At 47.7% G+C, this 15,892-nt stretch carries 16 protein-coding genes; 8 read left to right on the top strand and 8 right to left on the bottom strand.

The window, feature by feature from the left end; genetic code table 11:
* Positions 1–75: 75 nt before the first annotated feature.
* Positions 76–2,061 (top strand): excinuclease ABC subunit UvrB, encoded by a 1,986-nt coding sequence (gene uvrB / locus ACQY2W_RS04400; protein ID WP_428049765.1) that lies wholly within the window; start codon positions 76–78, stop codon positions 2,059–2,061.
* Positions 2,062–2,071: 10 nt separating this feature from the next.
* Positions 2,072–2,659 carry a biotin--[acetyl-CoA-carboxylase] ligase gene (locus ACQY2W_RS04395; protein ID WP_428049763.1) on the top strand — a complete coding sequence of 196 codons (588 nt, stop codon included), beginning with the start codon at positions 2,072–2,074 and terminating at the stop codon, positions 2,657–2,659.
* A gap of 9 nt (positions 2,660–2,668) precedes the next feature.
* Here the strand turns inward: ACQY2W_RS04395 and ACQY2W_RS04390 are convergent, their stop codons facing one another.
* On the bottom strand, positions 2,669–3,238 hold the full coding sequence (locus ACQY2W_RS04390) for a type IV pilin protein (RefSeq protein ID WP_428049761.1): 570 nt from the start codon (positions 3,236–3,238) through the stop codon (positions 2,669–2,671).
* 142 nt (positions 3,239–3,380) lie between these two features.
* On the bottom strand, positions 3,381–3,746 hold the full coding sequence (locus ACQY2W_RS04385; RefSeq protein ID WP_428049759.1) for a response regulator transcription factor: 366 nt from the start codon (positions 3,744–3,746) through the stop codon (positions 3,381–3,383).
* 39 nt (positions 3,747–3,785) lie between these two features.
* On the opposite strand from ACQY2W_RS04385, the gene tilS reads away from it, so the two are divergent.
* The 4 genes from tilS to ACQY2W_RS04365 all read left to right on the top strand — a co-directional run bounded on the left by tilS (position 3,786) and on the right by ACQY2W_RS04365 (position 8,269).
* Positions 3,786–4,520 (top strand): tRNA lysidine(34) synthetase TilS, encoded by a 735-nt coding sequence (gene tilS, locus ACQY2W_RS04380; protein WP_428049757.1) that lies wholly within the window; start codon positions 3,786–3,788, stop codon positions 4,518–4,520.
* Between the two features lie 27 nt (positions 4,521–4,547).
* Complete coding sequence (locus tag ACQY2W_RS04375) at positions 4,548–6,002, top strand: UDP-N-acetylmuramoyl-L-alanyl-D-glutamate--2,6-diaminopimelate ligase (RefSeq protein WP_428049755.1); 1,455 nt, start codon at positions 4,548–4,550, stop codon at positions 6,000–6,002.
* Positions 5,995–7,383 (top strand): UDP-N-acetylmuramoyl-L-alanine--D-glutamate ligase, encoded by a 1,389-nt coding sequence (gene murD / locus ACQY2W_RS04370; RefSeq protein WP_428049753.1) that lies wholly within the window; start codon positions 5,995–5,997, stop codon positions 7,381–7,383. Before ACQY2W_RS04375 ends, murD begins: the two co-directional genes overlap by 8 nt.
* A 217-nt stretch (positions 7,384–7,600) precedes the next feature.
* Positions 7,601–8,269, top strand: a complete 669-nt coding sequence (locus ACQY2W_RS04365; protein ID WP_428049751.1) for a type IV pilin protein — start codon at positions 7,601–7,603, stop codon at positions 8,267–8,269.
* Here the strand turns inward: ACQY2W_RS04365 and ACQY2W_RS04360 are convergent.
* Genes ACQY2W_RS04360 through ACQY2W_RS04350 form a run of 3 tightly spaced genes read right to left on the bottom strand, consistent with a single transcriptional unit; the run spans position 8,266 to position 11,049 of the window.
* Positions 8,266–9,375, bottom strand: a complete 1,110-nt coding sequence (locus ACQY2W_RS04360) for a glycerate kinase family protein (protein WP_428049749.1) — start codon at positions 9,373–9,375, stop codon at positions 8,266–8,268. The two genes, ACQY2W_RS04365 and ACQY2W_RS04360, sit on opposite strands and share 4 nt — an antisense overlap.
* Entirely contained in the window at positions 9,375–10,697 is a 1,323-nt protein-coding gene (locus ACQY2W_RS04355) for a hypothetical protein (RefSeq protein ID WP_428049747.1), read from the bottom strand. Before ACQY2W_RS04355 ends, ACQY2W_RS04360 begins: the two co-directional genes overlap by 1 nt.
* 46 nt (positions 10,698–10,743) lie before the next feature.
* Positions 10,744–11,049: a hypothetical protein gene (locus ACQY2W_RS04350; RefSeq protein WP_428049745.1), complete on the bottom strand. Its 306-nt coding sequence runs from the start codon at positions 11,047–11,049 to the stop codon at positions 10,744–10,746.
* Positions 11,050–11,200: 151 nt separating this feature from the next.
* Here ACQY2W_RS04350 and ACQY2W_RS04345 point away from each other — a divergent pair, with 151 nt between their 5' ends.
* Positions 11,201–11,683 (top strand): type IV pilin protein, encoded by a 483-nt coding sequence (locus ACQY2W_RS04345; protein ID WP_428049743.1) that lies wholly within the window; start codon positions 11,201–11,203, stop codon positions 11,681–11,683.
* A 72-nt stretch (positions 11,684–11,755) separates the two neighbouring features.
* On the opposite strand, the gene recN is transcribed toward ACQY2W_RS04345, so the two are convergent.
* From recN to ACQY2W_RS04330, 3 genes are read right to left on the bottom strand one after another with little or no spacing between them, the layout of a single operon-like run.
* A complete protein-coding gene (gene recN / locus ACQY2W_RS04340) occupies positions 11,756–13,414 on the bottom strand; it encodes a DNA repair protein RecN (RefSeq protein ID WP_428049741.1) in 1,659 nt (552 codons plus the stop codon).
* Position 13,415: 1 nt separating this feature from the next.
* A complete protein-coding gene (locus ACQY2W_RS04335) occupies positions 13,416–14,240 on the bottom strand; it encodes an NAD(+)/NADH kinase (RefSeq protein WP_428049739.1) in 825 nt (274 codons plus the stop codon).
* A gap of 40 nt (positions 14,241–14,280) precedes the next feature.
* Positions 14,281–14,745, bottom strand: a complete 465-nt coding sequence (locus tag ACQY2W_RS04330; protein WP_428049737.1) for a type IV pilin protein — start codon at positions 14,743–14,745, stop codon at positions 14,281–14,283.
* Between the two features lie 297 nt (positions 14,746–15,042).
* On the opposite strand from ACQY2W_RS04330, the gene nifU reads away from it, so the two are divergent.
* Positions 15,043–15,891, top strand: coding sequence for a Fe-S cluster assembly protein NifU (gene nifU / locus ACQY2W_RS04325; protein ID WP_428049735.1), 849 nt, complete (start codon positions 15,043–15,045; stop codon positions 15,889–15,891).
* Position 15,892: the final 1 nt, after the last annotated feature.

Below are 15,892 nucleotides of genomic sequence, written 5' to 3'. Positions count from 1 at the left end.
ACAGAGTTTAAAGGAGCAAAAGGCAGTAAGGAAAGCATTTTTCTGTCCGGTATATTTTCTTTGTACAATATAAATATGACGTTTAAACTCGTTTCTAACTTTAAACCGGCGGGCGACCAGCCCAAAGCCATTGACGCGCTTACCCAAGGCGTACTAGACGGTAAAAAACGCCAAACTTTATTAGGCGTTACCGGATCGGGCAAAACATTTACGATGGCAAACGTCATCGCGCGTTTAAATAAACCCACGCTGATTTTGTCGCCCAACAAAGTGTTAGCCGCCCAGCTCTACGCCGAGTTTAAGCAATTCTTTCCCGAAAATGCCGTAGAATATTTTATTTCCTATTACGATTATTACCAGCCCGAAGCGTACATCCCGCAGACGGATACCTATATTGAAAAAGATTCTGCCGTCAATGAGCATATTGATAAATTGCGTTTGAAAGCGACCACTTCTTTAACCTCGCGCAACGATGTTATCGTCGTAGCGTCGGTGTCGTGCATTTATAATATCGGCTCACCGGACAGTTTCCGCGAGATGCGCATTTACGTCAAACAAGGAATGGAAATGACGCGTGCGCAACTTTCCGGCCACCTCATCAAAATTCAATACCACCGCGACGAAATGGAATTTGCTTCCGGCCAGTTCCGCACGCGCGGCCCGAATATAGACGTGATGACGCCGTACAGCCAAAACGCGATTCGCATAGAAATTGCCGGACGCACGATTGCACATATCTACGAAATTCACCCTATTACGGGTAATGTGCTAGCCGAGCTAAAAGAAGCGTGGATCTATCCTGCCAAACATTTCGTGGCGACGGACGAAGATACCCAAAACGCCATTGAACAGATCCGCGCCGATTTGCAAGTGCGCCACGCGGAGCTTTTGGCACAAGGCAAAGAAATGGAGGCCTACCGCCTTAAACAACGCACGGAATATGATTTGGAAATGTTACAACAGGCCGGTTTTTGCAGCGGTATAGAAAATTATTCACGTTATATGGACGGACGCCAACCCGGCGAGCGGCCCTCTACGCTGATAGATTATTTTAAACGGTATGATGATTTTTTGTTAATGGTGGACGAATCACACGTGGCGTTGCCGCAAGTGCGCGGGATGTTCAACGGCGACCGCGCGCGCAAGCAAATGCTTATTGATTTTGGGTTCCGTCTGCCGTCTGCATTAGATAACCGCCCGCTTAAATTTGAAGAGTTTGAAAGTTTAATGCCGTCCACGGTGTTTGTGTCCGCCACGCCCGGCCCGTATGAATTAACCGTATGCGGAAATAACATTGTAGAGCAAGTCATCCGTCCGACGGGACTGGTGGACCCGAAAGTAGAAGTGCACCCCACCGCCGGACAAATTGACCATTTGGTGGAAAAAATCAAAGAACACGCCGCTAAAAACGAACGCACGCTTGTGCTTGCACTAACCAAAAAAACGGCGGAAGATTTAAGTACGTATTTTACGGAACACAACATTAAAACGCGTTATTTGCACTCGGATATTGAAGCGTTAGACCGCGTGGAAATTTTAAAAGATTTTCGGCAAGGAAAATTTGACGTGCTTGTGGGCATTAACCTATTGCGCGAAGGAATTGATATTCCGCAAGTGGGTTTGGTGGCGATTTTAGGCGCGGATAACGAGGGGTTTTTGCGTAACACTACTACGCTTATTCAAATATCGGGCCGTGCGGCGCGTAACGCGGGCGGCGAAGTAATTTTATATGCCGACCGGAAAACCGATTCTATCAAATACGCTTTAAACGAAATGAACCGCCGCCGCAAACTGCAAGAAGCGTATAATAAAGAACATCACATTACGCCTAAAACTATACAAAAAGCGGAAGTGGAACTCAAAGAATTTGAACAGCAAGCCAAAACAAGTGCGTTTGGCATTTTGACCGATTCGCTCCCCGTGCCGACGGCAAAAAATATTAAAATGGTGGAGAAAGATTTGGAACAACAAATGCGCGAGGCGGCCGATGCGCTTAACTTTGAACTGGCCGCCGAGTTGCGCGACCGCTTGTTTGAACTGCGGCAGATGAAATTAAAATAAGGAAAATTTTATGCTAGATACATTACCTGTAAAAGCTGTAACTAAAGTGATTGGGCTGGAGAGCGTGGACAGCACGCAAAATTTAGCCAAGGACCTTGCTTTATCCGGCGAGCCGGAGGGCACGATGGTCTTGGCGTGTAGCCAAACCGCCGGGCGCGGCCGCTACGAACGGAGCTTTGATTCCGGCGAGGGGGGCGTATATTTCACGCTTATTTTGCGTCCGCAAAAACCGGCCGCGTGTAACGCCTCACTCAGTGTGCGCGTGGGGGAGGCCGTCGCCAAAACTTTAACAGAAATGTTTGGGTTTAAAACGAAAATCAAAGAGCCCAACGATGTGCTTGCTTGGGACAATACTGCGCGCAAATGGAAAAAAATTTGCGGTATTCTCATTGAAACTTCCGCCGGAGAATGTGCCGACCACTGGGTGCTCGTTGGGGTGGGTGTAAACGTCAATAACCGCTTGCCCGCTGCTTTAAAAGACACGGCTGTCAGCGTCAAGCAACTTGTAGGTGAAGAAGTGCTTAAAGAAATTTTCTTAGAGGAACTGTTGGAAAATTTCTGGAAAGAATATGCCTGTTGGCTCGCGTCTGTCAGGTAAAAAATTTTTTTAAGGCAAATCGTACGTTCTTCCGTTGGCATTATGGTAATTTTCCGTGCCTTTAAATAATTTCACGCAATAAGCACCGTCTTCTTTAGCAAAAGGAGAGGTAACCGCCTGCACTTCTAAACAGGCAATCTGATGATTTTGTACGGCAGTATTGAGGGTATAAATGTAAAAACCTGCCCCGGCATACGGGCCGGATTTGCGAAAGATATATAATTCCGAACTTGTTAATTCTAATGACCAGTCCGCATTGGCACGCACATCTCTGGCAGGAGCCGGACGAGTAGAGAAAGAAGCAGCTGTTGCCCAAGGAATATCTACGGCCAGTTCGTCAAAAGAAGTAGCAAAAGTTCCGTTCGCCAGATGATAGGCCTGTTGGGCTTGATAAACCGATTTAAGCAGCGTTAATGCCTCGGCAGCTTTAGATTTTTCCACCACCTTTTGATACTGCGGCAACGCCACGGCGGCTAAAATGCCGATGATGAGCACAACGACGAGTAATTCTATTAGCGTAAAGCCGCTGCACCGCGCCTCGTCATCCCGCAGTGTTTCTATGCGTTTTTGATTTGTCAACCCCCTCGCCGGGGCGGGCGTGAGGCCTAGGACCTCTTGGGGCATTTGATGTTATCTTTTGCAAGGGGGACTTCGTGTTATTCTGCACGGGCACAAAAAAGCCCGCGTTTAAAAACGCGGGCTTTGGGCTAGTTTATAAACTTTAATCGCCGATAGCGGTTTTGATCTTAGCCGTAAAATCTTTGAGTACAAACGGTTTAGCGCAGAAACCTTTGACTTGCGGGTACGGCGTAAACATATGTTCCGATTCTAACAACGCAGACGTTACAATTACCGGAATATTGCACAAATATTCGTCTTCGTGCATGATGCGCACGATGCCCACACCGTCTAAGCCGGGCAACATTACATCCAACACAACCAGTTGCGGGTGCACCTCTTTCATCATGGCGATAGCATCGCGGCCTGACTGGCAGGTGTGTACTTCGTACCCCTCGCGCGTAAGAATAATGCGCAATAACTCAATAATAGCGGGTTCGTCTTCCACAATTAAAATTTTCTTTTTCATAGTTTTCTTACTCCACTTATATTTATTATACTTTTTTATATGACAAAAAAAAGTTTTAATGCATCTGTCCTGCCCAAAATGCGCGCATATGCAGCCAAACTTATTACCCGTAAAGATGCGGTGCTCGTCGGGTTTTCCGGCGGGGCGGACTCAGTTTGTCTAATCCATTTTTTACATTATTTGGCGAAAGAAAAACATTTCCGGCTGGCGGCTGTACATGTAAACCACGGCTTGCGTGGCGCGGCGGCCCGGGCCGATGAGCGGTTTTGCCGCGAGTTTTGCCGTACGCATCAAATTGAATTTTTTGCCACTAAAGCCAATGTCAAAAAGACGGCGCGCGAGCTAAATTTAAGCCCGGAGCACGCCGCCCGTAAAGCGCGTTACCAGGCGTTTAGCCAAGTAGCGCGTAAATGGGGGGCTACTAAACTCGCGCTTGGGCACCATTTGGATGATCACGCCGAAACGATTTTGCTTAATTTACTGCGCGGCACAAAAGCCAAGGGACTGGCCGGTATCCCGGTGCGCCGCCCGCTTACGCCGTCGGTGGAAATTATCCGTCCGCTTCTTTGCATTACCCGTAAGCAGACCGAAGAATATTTAAAAAACAATGGGTTAACCCACATCACAGACCAAAGCAATTTTGATGATGTGTTTACCCGCAATTGGGTGCGTCACACGCTGCTGCCGCTATTGGAAACCAAACAGCCGCAAATCAAAAACCACTTGGCGCAAATGGCGCAGGAAATTGCCGTGCTGACATCTTCCGCGCGCTAGAGCGTTCAATTTGATACCATATAATATATGTCCAGTATTGTATTAGAAAAGGCCCGGCAGTTGGGTCAACCTGTTTCCGGCTTGACGTTTAACTCGCAAGAAGTGCGTGCGGGTTTTGTGTTTTTTGCGCTTAAAGGGGCCAACGTGGACGGAAACCAATTTATCCCGCAAGCCGTGCAAAACGGCGCGTGTTTAATTGTATCGGCCCAGGAGCCCAAAGAGCCGCTTGCTGTGCCGTTTTTGCTATCGCACGATATTGATAAAGATATGGCTGATGCCGCGTATGAGTTTTATGCTCGTCCGTCGGACTATTTAAAAATGTTTGGCATTACGGGTACAAAAGGAAAAACCTCTATTTCCTATCTATTAGAAAGCATTTTAACCGCGGCCGGTCAAAAAGTAGGTGCTTTGGGAACGGTAAATTATCGTTTGGGGGGCACTAAAATCTGCGATGCGCCCAACACAACGCCCGCCGCTCTGACGTTATTTAAATTGTTGGCACAAATGCAACAAGAAAGTTGCCAAAGTGTAGTCATGGAAGTTTCCTCACACGCGTTAGAACTCCAACGGGTGCGCCACATTTGGTACGATACGGCTATTTTTACCAACTTACAGCGCGACCATTTAGATTTCCACCAAACCTTTGAAAATTATTTTAATGCGAAGTTAAAACTCTTTGAAAACGTAGCCGATCCGCAAAACCCTAAACAAAACCGGGTGGCTGTTATCAATATAGACGATCCGTACGGGCAACGCTTAGCCGCTATGTTTAAAGACCGCGTGCGCGTGATAACTTTCGGGCAAGAAAACGAGGCCGATTTCCGTGCTACCAACGTGCGTGAATTTTTAACGCATACGGAGTTTGAAGTAAACGGTAGTCCGGCGCGTATCAATTTATTAGGCAAACACAATGTATATAATGCACTTGCGGCGTGGGCCGCGGCGGCCGGTAACGGCGTGCCGACGGACATCATTGTTAAAGGGCTTGCCGCGTTGTCCGGGGTGCCGGGGCGTATGGAACGTATAGATGCGGGGCAAGATTTTTTTGCGTTTGTAGATTTTGCTTATACCAACGAATCGTTGCAACGCGCCTTTGCAACGGTAGCTCCGTTTAAAAAGGGCAACGTGTACGTGGTATTTGGTTGCGGTGGACAGCGCGATCGGACCAAACGTCCGCTTATGGGCCGTACCGCGTGTGAACAAGCCGATTACGTATTTTTAACCAATGATAATCCGCGTTGCGAAGACCCGAAACAAATTTTTGAAGACATTTTGTCCGGCATGGCAGGTTTTACCAATTATACCGTCATACCCGACCGGGCCGAAGCTATACGCCGGGCATTAACTACGGCTAAAAAGGACGATATCGTTATTGTGGCCGGGAAAGGACACGAAAACTACCAGCTGATCGGTACGGAAAAACGGCATTTTTCCGATCAAGAAGTTATCTTAGATTTTTTACGGGAGAAAAAACATGTTTAAGCCGCTTGAGTGGCAAGGTAAAAAAGCCGGAGTGCTAGGGCTAGGCAAGAGCGGACGCGCGGTGGCAACGCTACTTTGCGCGCACGGAATAAAAGTGCTTATCAGCGAAGAAACCGCTTTTGCGCAAGCGCAACAATTTGCAGTGGCGGGAGAAATTGAAGTAGAAGCAGGGGGCCATAGTCCGGCGTTATTTGCGTGTGATTTTTGGGTAAAAAGCCCGGGTATTTCCCCGCGTGCGCCGATTTTGTTAGAAGCCAAAAAACGCAATATTCCCGTGTATAGCGAATTAGAAGTGGCCTTGGCGTTTATGCCCAAAGGGGTGCGCGTGTTTGCCGTGTCCGGCACAAACGGAAAAACGACGACCACCTCTTTGTTAGGCGAAATTTTAAAAGCAGACAGTTTGTCCGGCGGGCGCAAGCGCAATGTATGGGTATGCGGAAATATCGGCAACCCGGTATCGCTTTGTGTGCATCAAATGCAACCCGGCGATGACGTAGTGATAGAAGTTTCCAGTTATCAGTTAGAAGACAGCACCTATTTCCGCCCGCGCGTAGCATGTTTGTTAAATATCACACCCGATCATTTGGATCACCACGGCGGGATGCGTAATTATATTAAGGCAAAGGGAAAAATTTTTAAAAACCAACGCGCTAACGATGTGCTTGTCGTAAACGGGGCGGATGTCTCCTGCGTAGAATTGGCCGAAAAAGCCAAAAGCCGCGTGCTGGCATTTTCCACTTATCCCAAGCACTCACTCAAAACAGCCGTATGCTTTGACGGCGATGAGCTTGTGTTTAGCGACGGACACCAGTTGCGCCCGCCGCATTTAAAAGGGATTCACAATGTGGAAAACGCGATGGCCGCCGCGCTTATGGCGTTTAGCGCGGGCGTACCTGCCGATACGGTGCAACAAGTATTTGACGGTTTTAAAGCTATGGAACACCGCATTGAACAATTTGCAGATCACCGGGGCGTAATTTATGTAAACGATTCCAAAGCCACGAATTTGGATTCTACTATTACCGCTTTAAAAAGTTTTGAAAAATGTCAAAATATTTGGCTGATTTTGGGCGGACGCGATAAAGGGGCCTCGTACGAAATTTTACTGCCGTATTTGAAAGAACATTGTAAACAAGTATTAACGATTGGCGAAGCGATGGACAAAATTGAACGCGAATTGCCGGGCTATCCCGTCACGCGTTGCGACACGCTGGACAAAGCGGTGGACGTGGCTATGACCGGGGCCAAGCGGGGGGATATTGTGCTTTTATCCCCGGCGTGTGCGTCTTTTGACCAGTTTAAAAGTTTTGAGGAGCGCGGCAAGATATTTAAGCAACTTGTCAGCGCGCGTATCTTTAAAGACCGCACCGATAAAAAATAATCACAATAATTGTCTTCTATAAGTATGCACCCCCTAGGATATCATCCCGGGGGTGTTTTTTTGTTTGCCTGCCCCCGGCAAGGGCCTTTTCTGTATATATTTTTTCTCTCGCTCGTCATCCCGCAGAGTTTCTATGCGGGATATAGCGAGAGAAAAAATAAAACTTGACATCGTTTTTTTTTTTGCTATATTTTATTTAATGATAAAAGGAGGTTGTATGAAAAACAAACAAGCATTTAATAAACACCATGTCATGCTGAACTTGATTCAGCATCTTCAACGCAGGTTGTTATCGTTGCGAAACAGCGAGCGTGGAAGATCCCGTATCAAGTACGGGATGACACCTAATTTTATGGGTTTTACGTTAATTGAGCTCTTGGTCGTTGTTCTCATCATTGGCATATTGGCGGCGGTGGCCGTGCCGCAATACCAAAAAGCCGTGGAAAAATCACGTGCCGCACAGGCCTATGTGGTATTAAAAAGTGTGGTGCAAGCACAGGAAGCATACAAAATGGCGAACGGAAGTTATGCCACTAAATTTGAAGATTTAGCGGTAGAAATACCGTGGACAGGCACGGAGACATGGGCTCCCAGCTCTATCGTAACGGATACTCGTTCTAACGGAGATTGGTCTTTGCAATTGTGGCGGGGCCCTGATGCGGCAGACAGTGCAATTTATTTAGGTCGCATTCGGGGCAAATATAAAGGAGGCGGTTTTGCGTGGACTTTCCAAAGTTCTTTTACCACCGGCGGTACGATACTATGTTTTGAACGTACGGGCAGTGGTGTAATATTTGAACAGCCCGCGGGCAGTTATTGCCACGAAATTTTCAAAGGGACTTTGGAAGAAGGCGGTAGCGGCGTGCGTAGTTATATATTGCCTTAATTGTATAAGCTTTCACACACGCGGCGGATGTATTTGGCCGCGTGTTTTTTGGCGTCGGTTTCGTTTTGGGCAAAATCAATCAGCACGGCAATTTTTAAATCGGGTAAATTTTTTCGCCGGAAGATTTTTTTATCTGTTTGGCCGCAAATAAATAATACGGGTTTATTATGTTTTTTAGCCAGTTGTAAAACGAGCCCCGGTGCTTTGCCGTAAAAAGTTTGTTCGTCTAATTTTCCTTCGCACGTGATGATTAAATCGGCCCATTTAATTTGCGTTTCTAATTTGGCTTTTTTAAAAAGTTCTTCCGCGCCCAAACATAGTTTTGCGCCGAAACAACCGTATAATCCCGCCGCTATTGCCCCCGCCGCCCCCGTGCTGGGAACGCGCGAAACGGTGCGGCCCGTTGCCCGTTGCAAAGCGCGCGCCCACGCGGTTAATGCGCGCTCTAAAATTTCTACTTGTTTGGGGGTAGCTCCTTTTTGCGGGCCGAACACGCGCGCCGAGCCAAGCGGACCTAAAAGCGGATTTTTCACGTCGGAAATGCCGATGATTTTAACGCTTTTAAATTGTTTTTTAAGCGGGGATAAATTAAGTTGTTTTAGTTGCAGTAATGCTTGCGCGCCGGGCAAAATTTTGTGTCCGTTCTTATCCAGTAACTGCGCGCCGCACGCCGCCGCTAACCCGGCGCCGCCGTCGTTGGTGGCAACTCCGCCCAACCCTATATAAATTATTTTGGCCCCGCGTTTAACCGCGGCCCGTAACACTTGCCCTACGCCGTAAGAGGACGCGCCCAGCGGGTCTAACTCGTTTTTTTTCGCACTTCCCAGTCCGCAGATTTTTGCTGTTTCCACGACGGCAGTTCGTCTGTCTGATAAAAGTAAAAACGGGGCGCGTTTGTTTTTTAGAAAAGCGTTTTTGGCGGTTACAAAAACGGTTTTGGCATGCGGATCTAACGTCTTAAAAAAATCTAACAGCCCGTCGCCGCCGTCGCAAATAGGCCACGCACGCACCGTGTGGCGTTTGGCCAACGCGCACACAAAAATTTGCCCGGCCGCACGCGCCGAAAGGGAACCTTTAAACGCATTGGGCAGGGCTACTATTTTCATTAAAATTTCCAACTGAGTTGTACTTGAATAACTGTATTGGCGGCGGCAGATTTTTTCAGTTCGTCCTTACGCGGGGCAAATACTTGGCGCACTTCCGCGCCGACCATTAAATCATCTATCCACGTTTCCACGCCGATGCCTACTGCGCCGGACGGAGTATTGGAAGAAAGCGAATCGCTAAAATCAACCGGGCCGCTAGCGGAAGAATAATTACCGTTGTAATTAACGGACATCATTTCGTATTGCACGGCAGCCGTCAAATACGTAGCAAAGCGTGATTTGGGAGTTAAATAATAATTGGCGGCTGCACCGAGCGATAAAATACTGCCGCTGGAGCGCATTTCGTAATTGGTGGTGCCGTTTTGAAACGTAAATTCGTTGTTAGGGACATTGGCGAAAAATATCGTCGGCCCGAGCCACAAGTTGCTTTCTTTTAAACGCCATAAAAATTTGCTGGATACGGCAATAGACGTGCCGCCCATGTCTAAGCCGTCATCGCCCAAATCAACCGCGTAGGAGCCCACGGATAACGGCCCGGTGGCTTTGAGGTCTAGCGGCATCGCCCCTACTTGTACGGAGAAGTATTTAGAAAAATTTTTCTCTACGCGTTTGGTGGGTTTGGCGGCCGGTTTGGGTTGCGGTTTTTTGGCGGATAAATCTTGTTTGGCCGCTTGGGCATATTCTTCGGCAGATACGTTGCCGGCTTTTACGTTTTTTAAAAATGCTTCTTCATCGCTAAGCAAGCGGGGGGAAGAGGTTTGCACCTGTGCGGTGGGGGTTTGCACTTGTCCGTTGACAACGGTGGCTTTTTTGGCGTCAAACACTTGATCAATGTCCGAGTCAAACGCCAGCCCGCCCGCGGCCGCTACCGTGCCGGCGGCTACGGCTGTTTGTGCGGCAGTTTGGGCGGCTTGGGCTTGTTCTTGCTGTTCTATTTTTTTCTCTACAAATTCCTGTTGGGCTTTTTGACCGCGGTCGTAATCGTATGCTTCAATGGAAACGATTTGCGGCATATCTACATTGACGATAGCACCGTCGTCGGTTTGGAGTTTAAGGTTAAACTCGTCCATGTCCAAAATCACACCGACTAACTGCGTGCCGCCCTTTAAAATCAAGCGGTGCTTATCGGGCAAAATCTGTTCAATATCGCGTTGGTTAAGCGTAATATTACCGTATGAGGTAGCGAGGTTTAACGTATATTCGGTTTGCGATAAAATAGAGCCGCTAATGAGCGTGCCGTCTTTCATTTTAAGCGTTTCGGCTTGGGCGGTACACAATGCGCCCAGTAAAAAGGATAAGGTAAATAAAATGTGTTTTTTCATACGGTAAAAGAGAAAAAGGGCGCGAGTGTTGCGCGCCCTTTTAGATTTATTTGGTTTCTTCTTTTTTGGCTTCGCAGCAGCACGGAGCAACCGCGTGTTTGATGGCGCGCAAGGCGTTCAACATCTTGGCAATCGTCAAGAAACCGATGGCGGCGGCTAAGTCGCTTAGCGTATAATAGACCAAGTTGCCCCACATAGCGCGTCCGGTAATCATCGGGTGTTTGATCACGAGGATGTCTTGGAAAATAGTGTACGCAAGCATCAAGTAGAAAAGGACCAAGAAAAATACATACAGCCCTTTCAAGCACAACCAGTTGTGCGGAAACCATTTAGCACATTTGCAGCATTTCATAATTTCACTCCTTACTGTTATTCTAGGGAAATTGACCCCTGCTAACATTGTATCAAAAGAGGGCGTATTTGTGTTGGACCTGTTTCAAACATTTTGCTTGACATCGTTTTTTTTTTTGCTACATTTTATTTGATGATATAAAGGAGGTTGTATGAAAAACAAACAAGCGTTTACGCTTATTGAGTTATTAGTAGTTGTTTTAATCATCGGTATTTTAGCGGCGGTGGCATTGCCGCAGTATCAAAAAGCGGTGGAAAAATCGCGAATGTCGGAAGCGATGGCACTTTTACGCACGATCGCTGACGCTCACCAAGTTTTCTTTCTAACTAACGGTCGTTATGCCACGCACGCTGAAATGGATTTACTGGATATTGAAATCCCGGGGGAGACAACAAGCGGAACACATGGACGTCCTCAAACTAACTATTTTTCCTATTCCCCCAATATTTCTTATTCGCAGGCCCACCCCAATGCCGATTATTTGGCTGTGGCCCAACGCTTGCCTTTTAACAAAAAGTATTACCTGTATATTTCTCAAGCAGAACCACATCGTATCGGTTGTGAAGTAAAACCGGAAGCCACTGCCACACAACGCGTCTTATGTGAACAACTTAACCGGAATGGGTCTTTTTAACATAAAAATAGAGAGAGGCCTGTAACATCTGACGTGATCAAAAGGTAAAATTGCTGATACCAACGAGTTTAATTAGTTGCGCCCGGCCGTTTGCAACAGTTCTTGGGCGTGCGTGTAGGCGGCAGAATTTTTGGTGCTGTTACCACCGAGCATGCGGGCAATTTCCGCCGTGAGCAAGTCGCCTTTGAGGGGCGTAATGGTAACGTGCGTTTGGTTGTTTTTAGCTGCTTTTTCTACGTGGTAATTGGTGTGTGCTTGTGCGGCTACTTGCGCTAAGTGCGTAACGCACAACACTTGCTTGCCTTTAGCGGCCTCGCGCAATTTTTGGCCGACCAAACGGCCCGTTTCGCCGCCGATTCCGGCATCAATTTCGTCAAATACCATAACGGGCACCGTGGGAGCAAGCACCGTTTTAAGCCCCAACATCACGCGCGAAATTTCGCCGCCCGACGCGATATTTTTTAAAGGCCGAAGCGATTGTCCCGGGTTGGGCGAGAATAAAAATTCAACTTTATCCGCCCCGGTGGAAGTGATGTTTTCTTCATCCATTTCCACGGCTACGGAAAATTTCACTTGATTAAACCCCAGCGGCTTAATTTCATCGGTGATAAGGCGGGATAATTTTTCGGCCGCGCTCATGCGTTTGTCGTGTAACTGGCGCGCGAGTTTAAGTAGCGCGGTGTGGGCGGCGGTTAATTCGTTTTCCAAATCTTGTTCGTGTTCTTCGGCGTGTTGTAAGTTTTTGATTTTTTGGCGCAAATCGTCGGCGGTAGTCAGCACGTCACCAAGTTCCGGGCCGTATTTGGCTTTTAAGCGTTTTAATTTTTCATGGCGCGCGAGCATTTTGTCCAGTGCGTTGGGGTCCACGTCCGTGTCTTCTTTGTAACTGCCCAGTGTTTGGCCTGCGTCTTCCAGCGTAACAAGTGCGGAATTAACGTCTTGCGCCAGTTGGGTTAAGTTGTCATCCAGTTCTGCCATTTGGGTAAGCAATTTGGCGGCGCGCGAAGTGCGCGTGGCGGCTGCGTTTTCCGCGTTGTATAATTCTTCGTACGCTTCTTCAGCCATTTCCAGTAGCTTGCCCGCGTGTTTGAGTTTAGGCAAATTTTGCTCTAATAGGGTATCTTCCCCTGCCGCGGGCCGGACGTCTTCAATCTCTTTTAACTGGTAAGAATATAAATCTAACAGGCGTTCTTTTTCTTGCGCGCTTAAGTGTAAAGCGTCTAATTTGGCGCGGATGTCTTGTTCGGTTTGATAGGCGGCTTGCACTTGTTTGAGTAACGCATCGTGCTTAGCAAAATGGTCCAATAAATTTAAGTGTACGGATGTGTGGAGCAAGCTCTGGTGGTCGTGTTGCCCGTGAAAATCTACCAGATAACTGCCAATATGCGCTAACGTGGAAACCGTTACGGCGCGGCCGTCCAGTTGGGCCTTGCCCTTGCCTTTTTTGTCCAGTTCGCGGCGCAAGGTAAAGCGGTCGGCGGATAATTGGTATTGCGCGCGGATATTTTCCGGCAAATCGGTGCTTTCAAATTCGGCCTTGACGCACATTTTGTCTGCGCCGTCTTTGATGACGGATACGTCCCCGCGCGCACCTAGCACAAAACCCAGGGCCTCTATAACGATAGATTTTCCCGCGCCCGTTTCGCCGGAAAATACAGTCAGCCCGGCAGAAAAATCAAGCGTGAGATCATCAATGATAGCAAAGTTTTGCACGGATAAGCGCGTGAGCATATCAGCGGCTCCCCCAGTTAAATTTGCGGTTTAACATGGTGAAAAAATCGCGTTTGGTGTTGGTAAAAATTTGGGCACAGTACGGGCTTTGCGTAATTTGTACGCGCGAGCCCGCCGGGAGCGTAAGCGTTTCCTGCCCGTCTATGGTCAAGTCGGCTCCGTCCAACGGTGTTTTTAAAACGGGTACAAGTTCCAAGTTTCCCTCGGCAGGCAATAAAATCGGCCGCTGGGTAAGCGTATGGGGGCAAATAGGCGTAACTAAAATGCCTTCCACGCCGGGCGCAACAATCGGTCCGCCCGCCGCTAATGCGTAGGCGGTGGAGCCGGTGGGGGTGGAAATTAAAACACCGTCACCGAAATACGGCGGCAGATTGCGTTCGTCAAAAGTAGCGTCTACGGTAAGCGCACGGGTTTTATCGGCGTGCAAGACGCAGTCGTTTAACGCCAGTAAATCTTGGGTTTCGTCGTTAGGCAGTTGCACGTGTACGGCTAGCATTAAGCGGCGTTGCAGAATGAGTTTGTTGTCAAATAAATCGCAAAGCGTGGATTTAAATTCGTCTTTTTCGCACGCGGCCAAAAACCCGAGTGTGCCGCAGTTAATGCCCAAAATAGGGATGCGGCGCGGGCTGGCTTCACGTGCGCACGCTAACAAGGCCCCGTCGCCACCCATACAAACGAGCAAACTGGTATCGGCCAAATCGTCTAACGAAGTGATCACCGCAGTCGTACGTTCGTGGTCGGTAAGCCACGCGGCTACTTGCTCGGCCAGAGGTTTATTTTGCGGTTTTTGTTCGTTGTAAAAAACAGTTACGCGTTCAAATTGCATACCTTATTGTAGCAATTTTGTGTGCGGCTAGGCAGAAAGGTTACGGGGTCCAACGATAACAATGGCAAGCGTCGCCTCCACACCCCTGATACCAAGTATTGGTTTGCATTTCCGCGGCGCACATGGGACCGGCTTGGTGGTCTGTTACTTTATAAGCGCAACATAGTTTATTTCCCGTTTCATAATTCTCTTGCAGGGCGGCTATGGCTTTATTTTGGGCTTTGTCCTTATAAAGCCAACATAAAGTCCCGTTTTCGTATAACGGTGAACAAGATACAGTGCCGGAATTATCAATTTCAATATCTAATTCGTCTATGGACGAGGCGTATGTGCCGTTAGCCATGTGGTATATTTTTTGGGCTTTAACAATAGCATCATTGTTAGTAACCAGTTGCACAAACCGCGCACGTAAAACCGCTTTTTGGTATTGTACCGCCGCCAAAATGCCGATGATTAAAACTACTACTAATAATTCAATAAGTGTAAAGGCCTGTTTGTTGTTCATATTATTTGCTCCTTGTTTTTTGCGTCCCTTTATTATCGTTTTTTTTTTTGATTTGTCAAGGCCTTTTTCGCTTTTCTGGCACCAGAAAAGCTAGCAAAAGAGTGCCGCCCCTGGGTGCCATAAAAAGCAGACAAATCGGGAAAATTTACAAACTCGCTATGCTCAAACATGTAAATTTTCTGATCCGATTTGGCGCTTTTTATAAGCAGCACTAAAGGGGCGGATAAACGAGAGTGGTAAATTAGCAGATTTTACTCAAAATGGTATAATATAACCAATATAATAAGGGGGCTTATTATGTGGGATTATACCGATAAAGTAATGGATCATTTTAAAAATCCGCGCAACGTGGGGGCTATCCCCAACGCAGACGGTACGGGCCAAGTGGGCAGTTTGGTTTGCGGAGATGCGCTACGCTTAACTATCAAAGTAAATAAAGAAACCGAAGTGATTGAAGATGCCAAATTTGAGACGTTCGGTTGCGCCAGCGCGATTGCCTCGTCTTCCATGCTGACCGAAATGGCCAAGGGCAAAACGTTGGACGAAGCCGCCAAAATTACCAACCAAGATATTGCTGACCAACTTGGTAATTTGCCCGCCGAAAAAATGCACTGCTCGGTGATGGGTATGGAAGCGTTGGAAGCCGCCATTAAAAGCTATCGTCAAGGCGGTAAGCCCGTGGTGTTTGAGCAACAGGAAGAAAAGATTGTCTGCCGCTGTTTCAACGTGTCCGAAGAGGCCATTATTAAGGCCATTCGCTTAAACCATTTGAAAACGGTAGAAGACGTAACCCACTTTACCAAGGCCGGCGGTGCGTGTGGGCGTTGCAAAGGCGATATCCAAAAAATTTTAGATAAAGTAAACGGCGCACAAGAAAATGCCGCTCCCGTGCAAAAATCGTTTAGCGATATGACCGTGGTGGAAAAAATCAAAACCGTAGAGCGCGTGTTGGAAGAAGAAATCCGTCCTAAACTGAATATGGACGGCGGATCTGCGGAACTGGTAGACCTTTCCGGCATGACGGCCAAAATCCGGTTGGTGGGTATGTGCAGCGGATGTATGAACGCGCAAGCCACTATTAAAAATTTTATTGAAAAGACGTTGCAAGAAAAAATTGATCCGTCTATCACAGTGGAGCAAGCGTAAG

The organism is Candidatus Avelusimicrobium caledoniensis, from assembly GCF_902756455.1.
Lineage (GTDB): Bacteria > Elusimicrobiota > Elusimicrobia > Elusimicrobiales > Elusimicrobiaceae > Avelusimicrobium > Avelusimicrobium caledoniense.
The sequence above is the reverse complement of the archived record's forward strand: the minus strand, read 5'-3'. Positions and strand labels throughout refer to the sequence as shown.